We start from the raw sequence: 15,387 nt of genomic DNA on the forward strand, positions 1-15,387 counted from the left end.
GAATAACGCTTTGTGCAATGACAGCTACACCGTGTGGTCGAAGTGGTCGTTTGGGATCCATTGGTTGTGCATATTCGGCTGACACTGACCGGAGATGTCATCGTTCATCCGGCTCAACGTGACCGTTCGGGCGCCCAGGGTGACCAATTCGGCGGTGCTGGGGGCGGTTTCCCAGCCTTGAAGCCCGGCAACCCCCGACTTTCCCGGCTTGGCGAACGATCAGAACCGGTCGCCGGGGAACAAGTTCGTGCAACCGGCTCGGACGGCCTTCTGCGAACAGGGAGTTCGCTCGTACGAGGGGCCAGGTCAGGCCACCGATTGACACCTCATCACCCGCGCGGGGGAGGGGCAGAAACGGTTCCCCGCGCGGGAGTGGAACCGGCTCCGGCCCCGGTTCGGGCGTGGCTCAGCCGCGGACGCGACGGCGCCGCAACGCCACCGCGGCGGCCGTCGCGCCGGCCGCCACTCCGAGCGCGGCCGCCGCCGGCAGCCCCACCCGGGCCGCCTTGCGCCCGGTCCGGAAGTCGCGCACCCGCCAGCCCTGCGCCCGGGCGTGCCGCCGCAGCGCGCCGTCCGGGTTCACCACGTACGGGTGGCCGACCAGCGAGAGCATCGGGATGTCGTTGGCCGAGTCGCTGTACGCGGCGCAGCGGTCGAGGTCCAGCCGCTCCCGCCGGGCCAGCGCGCGCACCGCGGCGGCCTTGGCCGGGCCGTGCAGCAGGTCGCCGACCAGCCGTCCGGTGTAGTGGCCGTCCCGGGCCTCGGCGACGGTGCCGAGCGCGCCGGTCATGCCGAGCCGCCGGGCGATGATCCGGGCGACCTCCAGTGGGGCGGCGGTCACCAGCCAGACCCGCTGGCCCGCGTCCAGGTGCATCTGGACCAGCGCGCGGGTGCCGGGCCAGATCTTGTCGGCGACGACCTGCTCGAAGACCTCCTCGCAGATCGCCTCCAGGTCTGCGGTGCGCTTTCCGGCGACGATGCCGAGGGCGGTGTTGCGGGCGTCCGAGATGTGGTCCGGGTCCTCGGTGCCGTGCAGCCGGAACATGGCCTGCTGCCAGGCGAAGCGGGCGATGTCGCGGCGGGTGAGGAAGCCGTGGCGGTAGAGGCCGACGCCGAGGTAGAAGATCGCCGCGCCGCGCAGGATGGTGTTGTCGCAGTCGAAGAAGGCGGCGGCGCGCGGGTCGTCCCGGTCGGGGGTGTGGTTCTCGGTCGGCGCCTTGGGAGCCTTCCCGGGCTTGCCGGTGGCGGGGGCCTCGGTCGCGGTGCCCGCCGCGGTCGCCGTCCCGGGCCCGGTGGCGCCCGCCCCGGGGGCGTCCGTCGTGAGGGGGGCCAGCGGTTCGGCGCGCAGCGCGGCCTCGGCGGCCGCGGCGGCGGCCTCGCCCGCCAGGGCGCTCCGCTCGGTGGTGGAGCGCCTCGCCTGGGTGAGCCTTCGGAGCACGGCCATGTCATCGAGCATATCCAGCCGGGCGGGGAGCGGCCGTGACGGAGCAGTGCCCGTGCGGTGAACAGTCCCCCGCCCGGCCCTGGGCGCCGCGTCCCGGCCTGCCCCGGAAGTTGCCCCGGAGGCGAGGGGGCGAGTCCCCGCCCCGGGCCGAAGGGGTGCGCCGGTGCCGAGAGGGAGGAGTGACAAGTGAGGGACGAGCGCCGGAGCGACGAGTGTCGGCGCCGCCCCGAAAGTTGCCCCGGAGGCGAGGGGGCGAGTCCCCGCCCCGAGTCGAAGGGGTGCGCCGGTGCCGAGAGGGAGGAGTGACAAGTGAGGGACGAGCGCCGGAGCGACGAGTGTCGGCGCCGGGTCGGGAGCGCCCCGGAGGCGAGCGGGCGAGTCACAGTGGCGCACAATGCCGGGGTGAGCCCTCTGCTGCGACGTAAGAGCCCCGAGCCGGCGGACCGTACCGTGACCCTGGTCGCCAAGCCCGGCTGCCACCTGTGCGACGAGGCGCGGGAGGTGATCGTCCGGGTGACGGCGGAGCTGGGCGCGGCCTTCGAGGAGAAGGACATCACCCAGGACGAGGAGCTGTACCGCCGCTACTGGGAGCAGATCCCGGTCACCCTGGTCGACGGCCGCCAGCACGACTTCTGGCGGGTCGACGAGAGCCGGCTGCGCAAGGCCCTGGGCGCCTGAGGAACCGTTCGTCCGAGTGTCACCGCCCCCGCCGACCGGCGGGGGCGGTTCGCCGAATCGTTGCCAAAGACACTCCGTTCCGGCTTGGGGCGGGGCGCCTGGGTCGGCTTACGATCGAACGCGTTTGCGCCCGTGGGGGGCTGAGCACACGAGGAGTGCCGCCATGCTTCCCCGCCCGACCCCCGCGACGTCCGAAGCCCTGCCCGGTGGCCGGGGCTTCGCCGTGGTGGACGTCGAGGCGACCGGCCGCAGCCCGTGGCGGCACCGGGTGGTCGAGGTGGCGGTGGTGCTGCTGAACGAGCGGCTCCGCCCCGAGGGGGAGTTCGCCACCCTGCTGGATCCGCTGGGCCCGGTCGGTCCGACCCATGTGCACCGGATCCGCCAGGCGGACGTCGAGGGCGCCCCGCGGTTCCGGGAGATCGCCCCGCGACTGCTGGAGCTGCTGGCGGGCCGGGTGCTGGTCGGCCATCACGTCAGCTGCGACCACGCCTTCCTGGACCGCGAGTTCGCCCGGATCGGGGTGCCGCTGCCCCCTGTCCCGGTGCTGTGCACGATGCGGCTGGCCCGTGCCCACCTGCCGGAGGTCCGCGGCTACGGGCTGGCGGCCTGCGCGGAGGCGGCCGGCCTGGGCTGGTACCCGGCGCACACCGCGCTCGGCGATGCCCGGGTGACCGCCGAGCTGCTGCGGCACTGCGTGGGCGAGCCGTCCTGTCCGCCGGACGACTGGGCCGGCCCGCTGCGCGAGGCCGCCCGGGTTCCCTGGCCGAGGCTGGGCCGGGCCCGTTCCCGCCCGTCCGGGGGCCCCGTCCCGCTGCTGCGCCGGGAGGCGCCGTACGGCCCCTGGCTGCCGGGTTCCGCGGCCCCGGAGCTCGTCCTGACGCAGGCCGGTGCTATGTGTTCGACGGCGTGATGCGCATCACTGTGTGGGGACAAATCGGACACCATCTTTGTGCACACGTTCACAAACGCTTAGCCTGGCTGCCAAAGCCCAGCTTCACCCACAGGAGCACCGTGGCAATCGGCCGATCACCACAGAGCAGTTCGCAGACGCCTGACCAGGGCGCCGCGCGCCGACCCTCGCGTGCCCGGGGCATCCCGGAGGCGACCGTCGCCCGGCTCCCCCTCTACCTGCGGGCCCTCACCGCACTCTCCGAGCGCTCGGTGCCGACCGTCTCCTCCGAGGAGCTGGCCGCCGCGGCCGGCGTGAACTCGGCCAAGCTCCGCAAGGACTTCTCCTACCTCGGCTCCTACGGCACCCGCGGCGTCGGCTACGACGTCGAGTACCTCGTCTACCAGATCTCCCGCGAGCTCGGCCTGACCCAGGACTGGCCGGTCGTCATCGTCGGCATCGGGAACCTCGGCCACGCCCTCGCCAACTACGGCGGTTTCGCCTCCCGCGGCTTCCGGGTCGCCGCCCTGTTGGACGCCGACCCGAACGTGGTCGGTTCCACCGCGGCCGGGCTGCCGGTGCGCCACATGGACGAGCTGGAGTCGATCGTCGAGAGCCAGCACGTCTCGATCGGTGTGATCACCACCCCGCCCGGCGCCGCCCAGCAGGTCTGCGACCGGCTGGTCGAGGCCGGCGTCACGAGCATCCTGAACTTCGCCCCGACCGTGCTGACCGTTCCGGACGGCGTGGACGTGCGCAAGGTGGACCTCTCCATCGAGCTGCAGATCCTCGCCTTCCACGAGCAGCGCAAGGCCGGGGAGGAGCCCGACCGCACCGAGTCCGTGCTGGACCGCGCCCCCGGCCCGGTCCGGGCGGCCGCGGCCAAGCTGCGCCGGGCGGCCGGCGGCAACGGCAAGGGCCGCGTCGTCGCCGAGCCGGTGGCCAAGGACCAGGCCGAGCAGGCCGGCAAGGGCAAGACCGCCAAGGGCGGCGAGGGCGAGCTGTCCGCGGTGATGCCCGCATGAACACCGAGAGCTGTGGGGGGCGGGCATGAGTCTTCTCGTCGTCGGACTGAGCCACCGGACGGCACCGGTCGGCGTTCTGGAGCGCGCCGCGCTGACCGGTGAGGTCCCGACCCGGCTGCTGCACGACGCGGCCGCCTCCTCGACCGTCGCCGAAGCCGCCCTGCTCAACACCTGCAACCGGATCGAGCTGTACGCGGACGTGGACAAGTTCCACGCCGGCGTCGCCGAACTGTCGCTGCTGCTGGCCCACCACAGCGGTGTGGACCTGGAGGAGCTGACCTCCCACCTGTACGTCCACTACGAGGACCGCGCCGTCCACCACCTGTTCTCGGTGGCCTGCGGCCTGGACTCGATGGTCGTCGGCGAGGGCCAGATCCTCGGCCAGCTGCGCGACGCGCTGGCCAAGGCGCAGGACGAGCACACCGCCGGGCGCGGCCTGAACGAGCTGTTCCAGCAGGCCCTGCGGGTCGGCAAGCGGGCGCACAGCGAGACCGGCATCGACAAGGCCGGCCAGTCGCTGGTCACCTTCGGCCTGGAGCAGGTCGCGGCGGGCGCGGGCGAGATCGCCGGCAAGCGCGCACTGGTGGTCGGAGCAGGCTCGATGAGCTCGCTGGCCGCCGCCACCCTGGTCCGCTCCGGCGTCACCGACCTGCTGATCGCCAACCGGACGCCGGCCCGCGCCGAGCGCCTGGTGGAGATCCTCGGCCCGGGCGCGGCCCGCACCCTGGACCTCGCCAAGGTGCCGGAGGCGCTGGCCGACGTCGACCTGGTGATCTCCTGCACCGGCGCGGCCGGCGTGGTGGTCCGGGCCGAGGACGTGGCCGCCGCGGTCGCCACACGTACGGCCGACACCCCGCTCGCCCTGCTCGACCTCGCCATGCCGCGCGACGTCGACCACGCCGTGCACGAGCTCGACGGCGCCCTGCTGGTCGACCTGGAGAGCCTCTCCCACGCGCACGCCGCCAGCCCCGGCGCCGGCGACGTCGACGAGGTCACCCGGATCGTCGCCGACGAGGTCACCGCCTTCGGCGCCGCCCAGCGGGCCGCCCGGATCGCGCCGACCGTGGTCGCGCTGCGGGCGATGGCCTCCGACGTGGTCGCCGCCGAACTGGGCCGGCTGGACTCCCGGCTGCCCGACCTCGACGAGCGCTCCCGCGCGGAGATCGCCCAGACCGTCCGGCGCGTCGTCGACAAACTGCTGCACGCCCCGACCGTCCGGGTGAAGCAGCTGGCCGCCGAGCCCGGCGGAGCCTCCTACGCGGACGCCCTGCGTGAGCTGTTCGACCTCGACCCGGCGGCCGTGCACGCCGTGTCGGGCACGCCCGTCGGCGGCCGGCCCCAGCCCCCGGGCGGGGGCGTCAGATGAACCGTCAGCCATCCCACGAGTACCACCGGGACGATCACCTCATGAATGGTCAACCGCTCACCGAGCAGGCTCCGGCCGCCGCCCTGCGGCTCGGCACCCGGCGCAGCGCGCTCGCCATGGCCCAGTCGGGCATGGTCGCCCGCGAGGTGACCAGGCTCACCGGCCGCCCCGTCGAGCTGGTCGAGATCACCACCTACGGAGACACCTCCCGGGAGGCCCTCGCACAGATCGGCGGCACCGGCGTGTTCGTCTCCGCGCTGCGGGACGCCCTGCTGGAGGGCCGGATCGACTTCGCCGTGCACTCGCTCAAGGACCTGCCGACCGCCGCGCCCGAGGGCCTGGCGCTGGCGGCCGTCCCCGAGCGCGAGGACGCCCGGGACGCCCTGGTCGCGGCCGAGGGCCTGACCCTGGACGAGCTCGTCGAGAAGCTGGCCGGCGCCGGCCGCGCGGCCCGGATCGGCACCGGCTCGCCGCGCCGGATGGCCCAGCTGAACGCCTGGGCCCGGGCCCGCGGGGCCCAGCTGGAGACCGTCGCGATCCGCGGCAACGTGGACACCCGGATCGGCTACGTGACCGGTGGCGAGCTGGACGCCGTGGTGCTGGCCACGGCCGGCCTCAACCGGCTGGGCCGCGGCGCCGAGATCTCGCAGCACCTCGACCCCGAGCTGATGATCCCGGCCCCCGGCCAGGGCGCGCTCGCGATCGAGTGCGCCACCGCCGACGCCGATCTGACCGCCGCGCTCGCCGCGCTGGACCACGCCCCCACCCGGGTCGCCGTGGCCGCCGAACGCGCCCTGCTGGCCACCCTGGAGGCCGGCTGCTCGGCTCCGGTGGCCGCACTGGCCACCTGGAGCCCGGAGAACGAACTGCAGCTGGACGGTGTGGTCGGAGACCCCGACGGCGCCGCCCTGCTGAAGATGTCCGCCAACGGTCCGATCGTCCTCGACGAGACCGCCGAGCAGCAGGCGCGGGCCCTCGGCCACGCGCTCGCGGCCCGGCTGCTCGACGCGGGCGCGGCCACCCTGATGGGGGAGCGAGCCCGATGAGCCCCACCGCCGCCACCGACGCCCTGTTCCCGGCCGGCCAGCCCACCGGACGGTGCACCTTCCTGGGGGCGGGCCCGGGGGACCCGGGCCTGCTGACCCTGCGCGCGGTCGAGGTGCTGTCCTCGGCCGACGTCCTGGTCGCCGACCCGCTGACCGCCGCGGCCGTACGCACCCACTGCCCGGCCGGCGTGCAGGTGCACTCCCCGGTCGCCGAGGGCAGCGACTTCGACCTGGCCAAGCTGGTCGCCGAGGCCGTCCGGGCCGGCAAGCACGTGGTCCGCACCGTCGACGGCGATCCGGGCCTGGACGGCTGCGCCGCCGAGGAGATGCTCAGCTGCGCGGGCGACGGGATCCCCTTCGAGGTGATCCCGGGCGTCGCCCAGTCGGTCGGCGTCCCGGCGTACGCGGGCGTCCCGCTGCGCGGCGCGGCCGGCACCGACGTGCGCTTCGTGGACGGCGCCCAGCTGCTGTCCGGTGCCCCGGTCGACCTGGGCGCGCCGGAGACCACCCTGGTGGTGCGCACCACCCTGGGCCAGCTGCCGGCCACCGCGAACGCGCTGGTCTCCAACGGCCGCAAGCCGGACTCGGCGCTGAGCGCCACCCTGTCCGGCACCACCACCCGTCAGCGCACCTTCACCTCCACGCTGTCCACCATCGCGGCCGACCTCAAGGCCGCCCGGGTGCTGCCCTCGCCGGTGTCCGCCCCGGTGGACCCGGCGACCTCGGTGATAGCCGTGGTGGGCGAGCAGGTCGCCCACCGGGCCTCGCACTCGTGGTTCGAGACCAAGCCGCTGTTCGGCTGGAACGTCCTCGTGCCGCGCACCAAGGAGCAGGCCCACGGCCTGTCCGAGCAGCTGCGCTCGTACGGCGCGGTGCCGCAGGAGGTGCCGACCATCGCGGTCGAGCCGCCGCGCACCCCGCAGCAGATGGAGCGGGCCATCAAGGGCCTGGTCACCGGCCGGTACGAGTGGATCGCCTTCACCTCGGTGAACGCGGTGCGTGCCGTCCGGGAGAAGTTCGAGGAGTACGGCCTGGACGCCCGGGCGTTCGCCGGGATCAAGGTCGCGGCGGTCGGTGAGACCACCGCGCAGGCGCTGGTGGACTTCGGTGTGAAGCCGGACCTGGTGCCCTCCGGCGAGCAGTCCGCGGCCGGGCTGCTGGAGGACTGGCCGCCGTACGACCCGGTCTTCGACCCGATCGACCGGGTCCTGCTGCCGCGCGCCGACATCGCCACCGAGACCCTGGTGGCCGGCCTGGTCGAGCTCGGCTGGGAGGTCGACGACGTGACGGCGTACCGGACGGTGCGCGCCTCGCCGCCGCCGGCCGAGACCCGCGAGGCGATCAAGGGCGGCGGCTTCGACGCGGTGCTGTTCACCTCGTCCTCGACCGTCCGGAACCTGGTCGGCATCGCCGGCAAGCCGCACAACGTCACGGTCATCGCCTGCATCGGCCCGGCCACCGCCAAGACCGCCGAGGAGCACGGCCTGCGGGTCGACGTGATGGCCCCGGCGCCGTCGGCGGCCGCGCTGGCCCAGGCGCTGGCAGACTTCGGAGCCAAGCGCCGCGACGCCGCGACGGCCGCGGGCGAGCCGGTCTACCGGCCCAGCGAGCGCCGTCCGGGATCCCGCCGCAAGGCCCGCTGAGGACCCCAACCATGGTGCTGGGGGCGGCGGTTCGCCTCGCCGCCCCCAGCACTGCACAACCGTTCGGAGAGAGAAGCCGTGTCCGCTGAATTCCCGTACGTTCGCCCCCGCCGTCTGCGCCGGAGCCCGGCGATGCGCCGGCTGGTCGCCGAGACCCGGCTGCACCCGGCGGAGCTGATCCTGCCCGCCTTCGTCAGCGAGGGCATCGCCGAGCCGAGGCCGATCACCTCGATGCCGGGCGTGCTCCAGCACACCCGGGACAGCCTGCGGAAGGCCGCGGTGGAGGCCGCCGAGGCGGGCGTGGGCGGCATCATGCTCTTCGGCCTGCCCGAGGTGAAGGACGCCGTCGGCTCCGAGGGCACCAATCCGGACGGGATCCTGCAGCAGGCCATCCGCGACGTGGTCGCGGAGGTCGGCGACCGGCTGGTGGTCATGTCCGACCTCTGCCTGGACGAGTTCACCGACCACGGGCACTGCGGCGTGCTGGCCGAGGACGGCAGCGTGGACAACGACGCGACCCTGGCGCGCTACGCCGAGATGGCCGTGGTCCAGGCCGAGGCCGGCGTCCACGTGGTCGGCCCGTCGGGGATGATGGACGGCCAGATCGCCGTCATCCGCCGGGCGCTGGACGAGGCCGGGCACCAGGACGTCAGCGTCCTCGCCTACACGGCCAAGTACGCCTCCGCGCTGTACGGCCCCTTCCGCGAGGCCGTCAACTCCTCGCTCAAGGGCGACCGCAAGACCTACCAGCAGGACCCGGCGAACGCCCGCGAGGCGCTGCGCGAGCTGGAGCTGGACCTCGCCGAGGGCGCGGACCTGGTGATGGTCAAGCCGGCCATGCTGTACCTGGACGTCCTGCGGCAGGTCGCCGATGCCTCGCCGGTGCCGGTGGCCGCGTACCAGATCTCCGGCGAGTACTCGATGGTGGAGGCGGCCGCCGCCAACGGCTGGATCGAGCGGGAGCGCACCATCCTGGAGACGCTCACCTCGATCCGCCGGGCCGGTGCCGAGCAGATCCTCACCTACTGGGCGGTCGAGGCCGCCCGGATGCTCAAGCAGCAGTAAGCGCACGGAAGGCCGGGTCCCCGCCCAGTGCGGGGGCCCGGCCTTCCGGTTCTCGCTACTTCCAGCCCTTGATGTGGGCGAAGCCCTCGCCGCCGCCGACCAGGTCGGTCGCGGTGGCGGCGCCGCCGCCCCCACCGCCGGCGACGATGTCGGAGGTGTGGGCGACACCGCCACCGCCGCCCGCCAGGAACGGCTGGTCGGCGGAGGCGACGATGCCGCCGCCGCCCTCCAGGCCGACGTGCGCGAACGCCGGGGTGGCGGCACCCGCGAGCGCCAGCGCGGCGGCGGCGGTCAGGGCGGTCTTGGCCAGCTTGCTCTTCATGGATCTGCCCTCTCTGTGGGAGCGCCCCGCGGGCGCTCGGCCTCTGACTGGTGTTCTGACTCGTGCTCTGACTCGGTCAAGCCCGGAGGGCCCGGGGAGACCTTCCTCCCCGGGCCCTCCGTCCGTGCCACGCCCCTTGATCAGCCGATCAGGTGCGAGACGCCACCGTCACCCGTGGACTGGGTGTTCTGGCCGACGTTGCAGTACTGCTTCGGCATGTTGTTCAGGACCGGCACCTCGACCGGCACCGCGACGCCGGCGACGGCGACGGCGATGTTGTGGATCTCCGGCACGCAGATGTTCGGGTTGTCCAGGGCGTGGTAGTTCGCGCTGCCGTTGCCGTGGGTGCCGGTCTGGTTGGTGCCGCCGTTGCCCTGGACGGTGGTGGCCGCGCCGTCCGCGTCGGCGATGGCGGAGGCCGAGCCGGCGGACATCGCGATGGCGGCGGCGGCCAGGCCGGCGGCAGCGAGGGTCTTCTTGATCATTTCCGGTTTTCCTCTCAGGGGTGAATCGGGGAGCGATTCGGGGTGGTTCGGGGGATCGGTGCGGGGGAGGGCTGTGGGGCCGTCAGCCGATCAGGTGGGACACGCCTCCGTCGCCCGTGGACTGGGTGCCCTGGCCGACGGTGCAGTACTGCTTGCCGCCGGTGTTGGCGACCGGGACCTCGACCGGGACGGCCACGCCGAGCACCGCGACGGCGATGTTGTGGATCTCCGGCAGGCAGACGTTCGGGTTGTCCAGGAAGTGGAAGTTCGGGCTGTTGTTCCCGACCGTCCCGGTGAAGTTGGTGCCGCCGTTGCCCTCGATGGAGGCGGCACCACCGTCCGCGTTACCGATGGCCGAGGCGGGGGCGGCGGCACCGGCCAGCGCGGCGACGGCCAGGCCGGCGGCGGCGAAGGACTTCTGGATCATGGGGAGATCCCTCTCTGAAATGCTTTCGGTTTCCGTGCGTAGCAACGCGGTCGAACGCTCAGACCCGGTCTGCAGTCACTGACGTCCAGATCAAAGAATGACGGCACGGAAGGTTACGGGGATTTTTGAAAAGAGTCCGGGAGGCGCGTCCCCGGGATGGTTTCCGGTCGGATTATTGACCCGAATCGGTTAACGCCCGCAATCCGAACTCACGGACACTCGTTGCGCAGATTGCTTTCCGGCTGCGGTCCCGCAGCCCTCCCCGATGGATTTCCAGTCCTGGAACCTCCAGGACGTCCCGATACGGACAGCAGAACGGTGAAAAGCATGAAGTTCTCCAAGCGGGCCGGCGCCATGCTCCTGGCGGTCGGCGCGGGCGTGCTCGCCTCCCAGGGAGCGGCTTCCGCCGCCTCGGTGAGCCCCGACCAGGTCGGGGCCCTGGAGGACAGGCTGTCCACCCAGCAGGTCCCGGCGGACGTGCCGCTGGGCCCGCTGGGCGGCCACCTCACGGCCGGCATCCCGACCTCGCTGGTCATGCCGCCGGTCCCCGGCCGGACCACCGACAACGGGCTGGTCCCGAACCACCTGGTGCCCCAGCTGCCCACCGGCAAGCTCGGCCCGAGCGCCAGGGCCCAGCTGCCGCTCCCGCTGGTCGACCGGGGCGCCGACCTCGGCGAGGTGCTGCTGGAGGCCCCCGCTGCTCCGCTCCAGGCCAAGACCCCCGGCCTGGACGTGGGCAAGCCGCCGGCGCTGGTGCAGGACGGCACCGGCCAGCTCGCCGACGGCCGGCTCCGGGTGGACGAGGTGGACCCGCGCCTGGTGCCCGCCGCCGTGCAGGCCGTCCCCGGGGCCACCGCGAGCCTCGGCGCCGACCAGGAGCGGATCTCCGCCACCGAGGCGGTGAACCACCTGGCCGACGCCACCACCGGGACGGCGACCGGTGTGCTGCAGCAGACCAGCGCGACCGACGCGGCCACCGGGACGGCCGCCGGTCTGGTGCAGCAGGGCAGCGGCCTGGCGCCCCTGGCCGGCCTGACCCGGCTCTGAGGCCCCCCGGACGCGCCGGAGCCCGGCACCCCTGGCCGACGAGGCGGGGGAGCCGGGCTCCGGCGCGTCCGGGCGCTCAGCCGGGCAGGACGCCGGTCAGCCCGCCGACCAGCGGCAGGTCCTTGACGCCGCCGCCCGCGCTCAGCGGTCCGGTCAGCATGCCGGTGCCGACCGGTGCCAGGCCCTGGTCCGGCTGGATCGTCGCGCCGTTGTTGAGCACGTCGGCCGAGGAGTTGGCCCACGGGTCCACGCGCAGGCTCTTGATCGGCGCGACGCCGTAGCCGAGCCCGGTTGTCGTCCCGTTCAGCGCCTGCCCGACGTCGGTCTTCGCCAGCGAGGCCGGGCCCGCCGCACGCTGCTGGCCCGAGGTGGTGGCGGCCTGCGCGGTACCGGCGCCGAGCAGCACCACCGCGCCCACGGCGGCGGCCACTCCGGCCCCGCCCTTCTTCGAAACCATGCGGATCACCCTTCGGTGGAGTGGGGCCCGGCCCGACCGGACCGGGGAGGCGGGCCCTGGGGCTGCGGACGTCCGGTCCGGGGATGCCGAACTGCCCCCCGGCCGACTGGTCGGGGGGCAGGACGGCCGAAACGTGTGCCGATCGGGGATCAGCAGTCGTCCGCGGGCTTCGGGTGCATCTCCACGTTGGCGCAGGTGTTGCCGAACGCCGGGTTCAGCACGCCGATGACGTTGATGCTGTTGCCGCACAGGTTGATCGGGACGTGCACCGGGACCTGGAGCTGGTTGCCGGAGACGACGCCGGGGGAGCCGGCGGCCACGCCCTCGGCGCCCGCGCTCGCGGCGGCGGAGCCCGCCGCACCCAGCACCAGGCCGGCGGCGGCGGCGGAGAGGACGGCGACCTTCTTCACGTTCTGCATGGGGGTTGATCTCCTCGATCACACACGGGTGGAGCGTGCCGGCCCCGGCGCAACGGGGGGCACGTGCTCGGGTGAATCAGCTGTCGCCGGTGCGGCGACCGCGGGTTCAGCCGTTGTTGACGCAGGTGTTGCCGAACGCCGGGTTCAGCAGGCCGACGGCGTCGATGCTGTTGCCGCAGACGTTGAGCGGGATGTGGATCGGCACCTGGATCTGGTTGCCGGAGATGACACCGGGGGAGCCGGCGGCCACGCCCTCGGCGCCCGCGCTGGCGAACGCGCCACCGGCGGCACCGAACACCAGGCCGGTGGTCGCCAGTGACAGGACGGCGGCCTTCTTGAAGTTGCGCATGATTCTTCCTCCGATTTCTGCCCGACGGAAGTGAGGTGTCGGGAGTCGGGCGAGCAGGAATACTCACCCGAAGGCTGCAGGGATTTCCGTGAATGTCACTCCGACGGCGCACACCGGCGTGTTCCGCCCATGGCTCGGGCGTCGACGCAGCCGCCGCGTTTTCCGGCGCCCCGCGAATGCTCCCGCACGGCCGGGAACGGTTCGGGTGGAGGCGCGACCAGGAATTCCCGGTCAGGCGTTCAGGCGGTGTCGCCGAACGCCGGATTCCGAGGGGCCCGCCACGTCGACCGACTTGCCGGGGGCCTCGGTGCCGACGAGGCCGTGGGCGAGCTGCGCATGGGCGGTACTCGATTCCTGATTAGGGCCGGGTTGGATCGTCTTCGTCAGGGAGAACGAGGGAGCGCGCAGGGGGAAACGGTCCGGTCCGCTGATCACCCGAATGCCGGTCACCCGGGCGGCGTTGGTCCGTACGGGTGACAGTGCAGGCGCCGTCGCAACCGGTCCGGACGGGTCTCGTTCTAGATGTCGCACTCCCCGTGCATTTCTGTTGAACAGTCAGGAGGCTCACATGAGCGTCAAGAAGACCGCCGCCGTTGGCGCGGCCGTGGTGGGCATCGTGGCCGCCGGTGCCGGCACCGCGATGGCCAGCGCCGGTGCCCAGGGTGTCGCTGCGGGTTCCCCCGGTGTCATCTCGGGCAACCAGGTGCAGGTGCCGATCCACATCCCGGTCAACCTGTGCGGGAACACCATCGACGTCGTCGGCCTGCTGAACCCGGCGTTCGGCAACCACTGCCTCAACAACGGCTGAGGTCGCACCCGGTTCGGCCGGTGAGAGCCGCCGTTCCGCGCTTCCCTCCTGGGGCGCGGAGCGGCGGCTTTTCCGCGTCCGCTCGCTGTCGGCGCGTCAGCGCGCAGGTGATGTCACGAGCCTTGTTGGACTACTTGTCAGTACCTAGAATGTGAGACCTGCTCACCTTTCTGCACCGCTCTTGCTCCGCACCGCCCGGCACCCCCGGCCCGGCGGTTCCCCGCCCCCGCAAGGAGTCGCGTGTGATCAGGTTCCGCACGTCCACGGCGAGACGAGCGCGGACGGGCTCGTCCCGGTCCGCCGCACTGCTCGCCACCGGCGTCCTCGTCGCCACCCTCGGCCTGGCCGGTGCTCCCGCCGCCCTCGCCGACAACGCCCCGGCCCCGGCCGCCACCCGCCCGGCCGCGATCGTCGCCCTCGGCGACAGTGCCATCTCCGGGGAGGGCGCCGGCACCGACACCGGCGACGGCTACTTCCCGGAGACCGACACCCCCACCAACTACTGCCACCGGCACCCCAAGTCGGAGATCTTCGTCACCGACATCCCCGGGGTCACCCCGATCGACCTCGCCTGCTCCGGCGCCCAGACCGGTGACCTGGTCAGCGACCCGGAGCTGGCCAAGATCACCGGCTCGGGCAGCGGCGACTTCGGCGAGCCCAAGCAGGACGTCAAACTCGCCGACACGGCGAGCAAGTACGACGTCAAGATGGTCGTCGTCACGATCGGCGCCAACGACGACTTCGACTTCAGCGGCATCATGATGCACTGCCTCGCGCAGTACTTCCCGATCCCCAAGGATCAGGGCTGCCGGGACACCATCGGCAGCGACGAGATCCGCAAACGGGCCCAGCGGGTCCAGCCCAAGGTCGTCGCCGCCCTGCAGAACATCCGTCAGACCATGCGCCGCGCGGGCTACGCCGACTCCTCGTACCAGCTGGTCTACCAGTCGTACTTCAACCCGATCACCCCGGACATCCGGCGCAACGACTACCTCGGCAAGATCACCGACGGCTGCCCGGCCTTCCCCGAGGACCTCGCCTGGGGCCACAACTGGGTGGTCCCGACGTTCAGCGACGCGCTCCGCGGCGCGGCCGAACAGGTGCCCGGCGTGCGGTACCTGGACCAGCGGCGGGTCGCCTTCGGGCACGAGGTGTGCGCGGAGTGGACGACCTCCCCGTACGAGTACTCCAACGGGGACGTCATCAACCTCTCCGAGTGGGCGCGCAACGGCTGCGACTCGCAGATCGGCATCCCCGGGCTGTGCATGAACATGGTCCGCCAGTCGTACCACCTGCGGGTGGCCGGCTACCGCGGTGAGGGCGTCTGCCTCGGCCAGTTCTTCGCCAGGCCCGACCAGGCCGAGGCGTACTGCACGCTCAACCAGCAGAACACCACCTCGATCCAGCCGCTCACTCCCGGCAAGCCCTTCGGCGACGTCCCCGAGGACGGCTCCTGGTACCAGCTCACCAACGCGGCCACCGGCAACGCGCTCGACCTCTCCGGCGGCGGCACCTACGGCGACTCCACCAACGGCCGGGCCGCGATCGGCTACCCGGCGGCCGGGGGACTGAACCAGTCCTTCGTCCTGGAGGCCAAGTCCGGCGGCAGCTACGAACTGGACTTCAGCGGCAACCGCGGCATGTGCCTGGACGCCAACGCGGCCGCCACCGCCCCCGGCACCCGGATCCAGCAGTGGGGCTGCAACGGCGGCGCCAACCAGCACTGGGTGTTCAAGCCGGCCGGCAACGGCAACTACGAGATCGCCGACTCGGCGGACCCGACCAAGGTCCTGGCCACCAGCGCCGATCTCGACGCCAAGGGCAACCCCTACGTCGAACTCGCCACCGAGACCGGCGCCCCCGCCCAGCTCTGGCAGCTCACCAAGCTCGGCATCGTCTACGTCCACAGCTGACGCG

18 protein-coding genes are annotated in these 15,387 nt (G+C 73.0%); 10 read left to right on the plus strand and 8 right to left on the minus strand.

Annotation, left to right across the window (positions count from 1 at the left end; genetic code table 11):
• Positions 1 to 406: 406 nt before the first annotated feature.
• Positions 407 to 1,444, minus strand: coding sequence for an HAD family hydrolase (locus tag HS99_RS19375; RefSeq protein WP_030551605.1), 1,038 nt, complete (start codon positions 1,442 to 1,444; stop codon positions 407 to 409).
• Positions 1,445 to 1,846: 402 nt separating this feature from the next.
• On the opposite strand from HS99_RS19375, the gene HS99_RS19380 reads away from it, so the two are divergent.
• From HS99_RS19380 to hemB, 7 genes are all read left to right on the plus strand, one after another.
• On the plus strand, positions 1,847 to 2,122 hold the full coding sequence (locus HS99_RS19380; protein WP_030284308.1) for a glutaredoxin family protein: 276 nt from the start codon (positions 1,847 to 1,849) through the stop codon (positions 2,120 to 2,122).
• A gap of 163 nt (positions 2,123 to 2,285) precedes the next feature.
• Entirely contained in the window at positions 2,286 to 3,032 is a 747-nt protein-coding gene (locus HS99_RS19385; RefSeq protein ID WP_046386054.1) for a 3'-5' exonuclease, read from the plus strand.
• 101 nt (positions 3,033 to 3,133) lie between these two features.
• A complete protein-coding gene (locus tag HS99_RS19390) occupies positions 3,134 to 4,036 on the plus strand; it encodes a redox-sensing transcriptional repressor Rex (RefSeq protein ID WP_030284305.1) in 903 nt (300 codons plus the stop codon).
• A gap of 25 nt (positions 4,037 to 4,061) precedes the next feature.
• Positions 4,062 to 5,402, plus strand: coding sequence for a glutamyl-tRNA reductase (locus tag HS99_RS19395; RefSeq protein ID WP_046386053.1), 1,341 nt, complete (start codon positions 4,062 to 4,064; stop codon positions 5,400 to 5,402).
• A gap of 41 nt (positions 5,403 to 5,443) precedes the next feature.
• On the plus strand, positions 5,444 to 6,448 hold the full coding sequence (hemC, locus tag HS99_RS19400) for a hydroxymethylbilane synthase (RefSeq protein WP_030284301.1): 1,005 nt from the start codon (positions 5,444 to 5,446) through the stop codon (positions 6,446 to 6,448).
• Positions 6,445 to 8,091 (plus strand): bifunctional uroporphyrinogen-III C-methyltransferase/uroporphyrinogen-III synthase, encoded by a 1,647-nt coding sequence (locus HS99_RS19405; protein ID WP_030284299.1) that lies wholly within the window; start codon positions 6,445 to 6,447, stop codon positions 8,089 to 8,091. Before hemC ends, HS99_RS19405 begins: the two co-directional genes overlap by 4 nt.
• Before the next feature lie 78 nt (positions 8,092 to 8,169).
• Entirely contained in the window at positions 8,170 to 9,156 is a 987-nt protein-coding gene (gene hemB, locus HS99_RS19410) for a porphobilinogen synthase (protein WP_030551602.1), read from the plus strand.
• Between the two features lie 55 nt (positions 9,157 to 9,211).
• On the opposite strand, the gene HS99_RS19415 is transcribed toward hemB, so the two are convergent.
• The 3 genes from HS99_RS19415 to HS99_RS19425 all read right to left on the minus strand — a co-directional run bounded on the left by HS99_RS19415 (position 9,212) and on the right by HS99_RS19425 (position 10,390).
• Entirely contained in the window at positions 9,212 to 9,478 is a 267-nt protein-coding gene (locus HS99_RS19415; RefSeq protein ID WP_030284294.1) for a hypothetical protein, read from the minus strand.
• Between the two features lie 140 nt (positions 9,479 to 9,618).
• Positions 9,619 to 9,963: a hypothetical protein gene (locus HS99_RS19420; protein ID WP_030551600.1), complete on the minus strand. Its 345-nt coding sequence runs from the start codon at positions 9,961 to 9,963 to the stop codon at positions 9,619 to 9,621.
• A gap of 82 nt (positions 9,964 to 10,045) precedes the next feature.
• Positions 10,046 to 10,390 carry a hypothetical protein gene (locus HS99_RS19425; RefSeq protein ID WP_037829602.1) on the minus strand — a complete coding sequence of 115 codons (345 nt, stop codon included), beginning with the start codon at positions 10,388 to 10,390 and terminating at the stop codon, positions 10,046 to 10,048.
• Positions 10,391 to 10,717: 327 nt separating this feature from the next.
• On the opposite strand from HS99_RS19425, the gene HS99_RS19430 reads away from it, so the two are divergent.
• Positions 10,718 to 11,437: a hypothetical protein gene (locus tag HS99_RS19430; protein WP_030284288.1), complete on the plus strand. Its 720-nt coding sequence runs from the start codon at positions 10,718 to 10,720 to the stop codon at positions 11,435 to 11,437.
• A gap of 76 nt (positions 11,438 to 11,513) precedes the next feature.
• On the opposite strand, the gene HS99_RS19435 is transcribed toward HS99_RS19430, so the two are convergent.
• From HS99_RS19435 to HS99_RS44145, 4 genes are all read right to left on the minus strand, one after another.
• Complete coding sequence (locus tag HS99_RS19435) at positions 11,514 to 11,894, minus strand: hypothetical protein (protein WP_046387201.1); 381 nt, start codon at positions 11,892 to 11,894, stop codon at positions 11,514 to 11,516.
• Between the two features lie 149 nt (positions 11,895 to 12,043).
• On the minus strand, positions 12,044 to 12,313 hold the full coding sequence (locus HS99_RS19440) for a chaplin (protein ID WP_030284285.1): 270 nt from the start codon (positions 12,311 to 12,313) through the stop codon (positions 12,044 to 12,046).
• A gap of 106 nt (positions 12,314 to 12,419) precedes the next feature.
• Entirely contained in the window at positions 12,420 to 12,662 is a 243-nt protein-coding gene (locus HS99_RS19445) for a chaplin (RefSeq protein WP_030284283.1), read from the minus strand.
• Positions 12,663 to 12,893: 231 nt separating this feature from the next.
• Positions 12,894 to 13,112, minus strand: coding sequence for a hypothetical protein (locus HS99_RS44145; RefSeq protein WP_141763766.1), 219 nt, complete (start codon positions 13,110 to 13,112; stop codon positions 12,894 to 12,896).
• A gap of 118 nt (positions 13,113 to 13,230) precedes the next feature.
• Between HS99_RS44145 and HS99_RS19450 the strand changes: the two genes are divergently transcribed.
• Complete coding sequence (locus tag HS99_RS19450) at positions 13,231 to 13,470, plus strand: chaplin (protein WP_030284281.1); 240 nt, start codon at positions 13,231 to 13,233, stop codon at positions 13,468 to 13,470.
• A 242-nt stretch (positions 13,471 to 13,712) separates the two neighbouring features.
• The gene (locus tag HS99_RS19455; RefSeq protein ID WP_232543160.1) at positions 13,713 to 15,383 is read left to right on the plus strand and encodes an RICIN domain-containing protein; all 1,671 of its coding nucleotides are present in this window, start codon (positions 13,713 to 13,715) and stop codon (positions 15,381 to 15,383) included.
• Positions 15,384 to 15,387: the final 4 nt, after the last annotated feature.

This window comes from Kitasatospora aureofaciens (genome assembly GCF_001188955.3).
Taxonomy (GTDB): Bacteria; Actinomycetota; Actinomycetes; order Streptomycetales; family Streptomycetaceae; genus Kitasatospora; species Kitasatospora aureofaciens.

What these genes read in the sequence shown, in the direction of transcription:
- HS99_RS19435 (WP_046387201.1), bottom strand. Translation starts at nt 11,894, where the DNA reads ATGGTTTCGAAGAAGGGCGGGGCCGGAGTGGCCGCCGCCGTGGGCGCG.
- HS99_RS19420 (WP_030551600.1), bottom strand. Translation starts at nt 9,963, where the DNA reads ATGATCAAGAAGACCCTCGCTGCCGCCGGCCTGGCCGCCGCCGCCATC.
- HS99_RS19445 (WP_030284283.1), bottom strand. Translation starts at nt 12,662, where the DNA reads ATGCGCAACTTCAAGAAGGCCGCCGTCCTGTCACTGGCGACCACCGGC.
- HS99_RS19375 (WP_030551605.1), bottom strand. Translation starts at nt 1,444, where the DNA reads ATGGCCGTGCTCCGAAGGCTCACCCAGGCGAGGCGCTCCACCACCGAG.
- HS99_RS19430 (WP_030284288.1), top strand. Translation starts at nt 10,718, where the DNA reads ATGAAGTTCTCCAAGCGGGCCGGCGCCATGCTCCTGGCGGTCGGCGCG.
- HS99_RS19395 (WP_046386053.1), top strand. Translation starts at nt 4,062, where the DNA reads ATGAGTCTTCTCGTCGTCGGACTGAGCCACCGGACGGCACCGGTCGGC.
- HS99_RS19405 (WP_030284299.1), top strand. Translation starts at nt 6,445, where the DNA reads ATGAGCCCCACCGCCGCCACCGACGCCCTGTTCCCGGCCGGCCAGCCC.
- HS99_RS19440 (WP_030284285.1), bottom strand. Translation starts at nt 12,313, where the DNA reads ATGCAGAACGTGAAGAAGGTCGCCGTCCTCTCCGCCGCCGCCGCCGGC.
- HS99_RS19425 (WP_037829602.1), bottom strand. Translation starts at nt 10,390, where the DNA reads ATGATCCAGAAGTCCTTCGCCGCCGCCGGCCTGGCCGTCGCCGCGCTG.
- HS99_RS19385 (WP_046386054.1), top strand. Translation starts at nt 2,286, where the DNA reads ATGCTTCCCCGCCCGACCCCCGCGACGTCCGAAGCCCTGCCCGGTGGC.
- HS99_RS19450 (WP_030284281.1), top strand. Translation starts at nt 13,231, where the DNA reads ATGAGCGTCAAGAAGACCGCCGCCGTTGGCGCGGCCGTGGTGGGCATC.
- HS99_RS19415 (WP_030284294.1), bottom strand. Translation starts at nt 9,478, where the DNA reads ATGAAGAGCAAGCTGGCCAAGACCGCCCTGACCGCCGCCGCCGCGCTG.
- hemC (WP_030284301.1), top strand. Translation starts at nt 5,444, where the DNA reads ATGAATGGTCAACCGCTCACCGAGCAGGCTCCGGCCGCCGCCCTGCGG.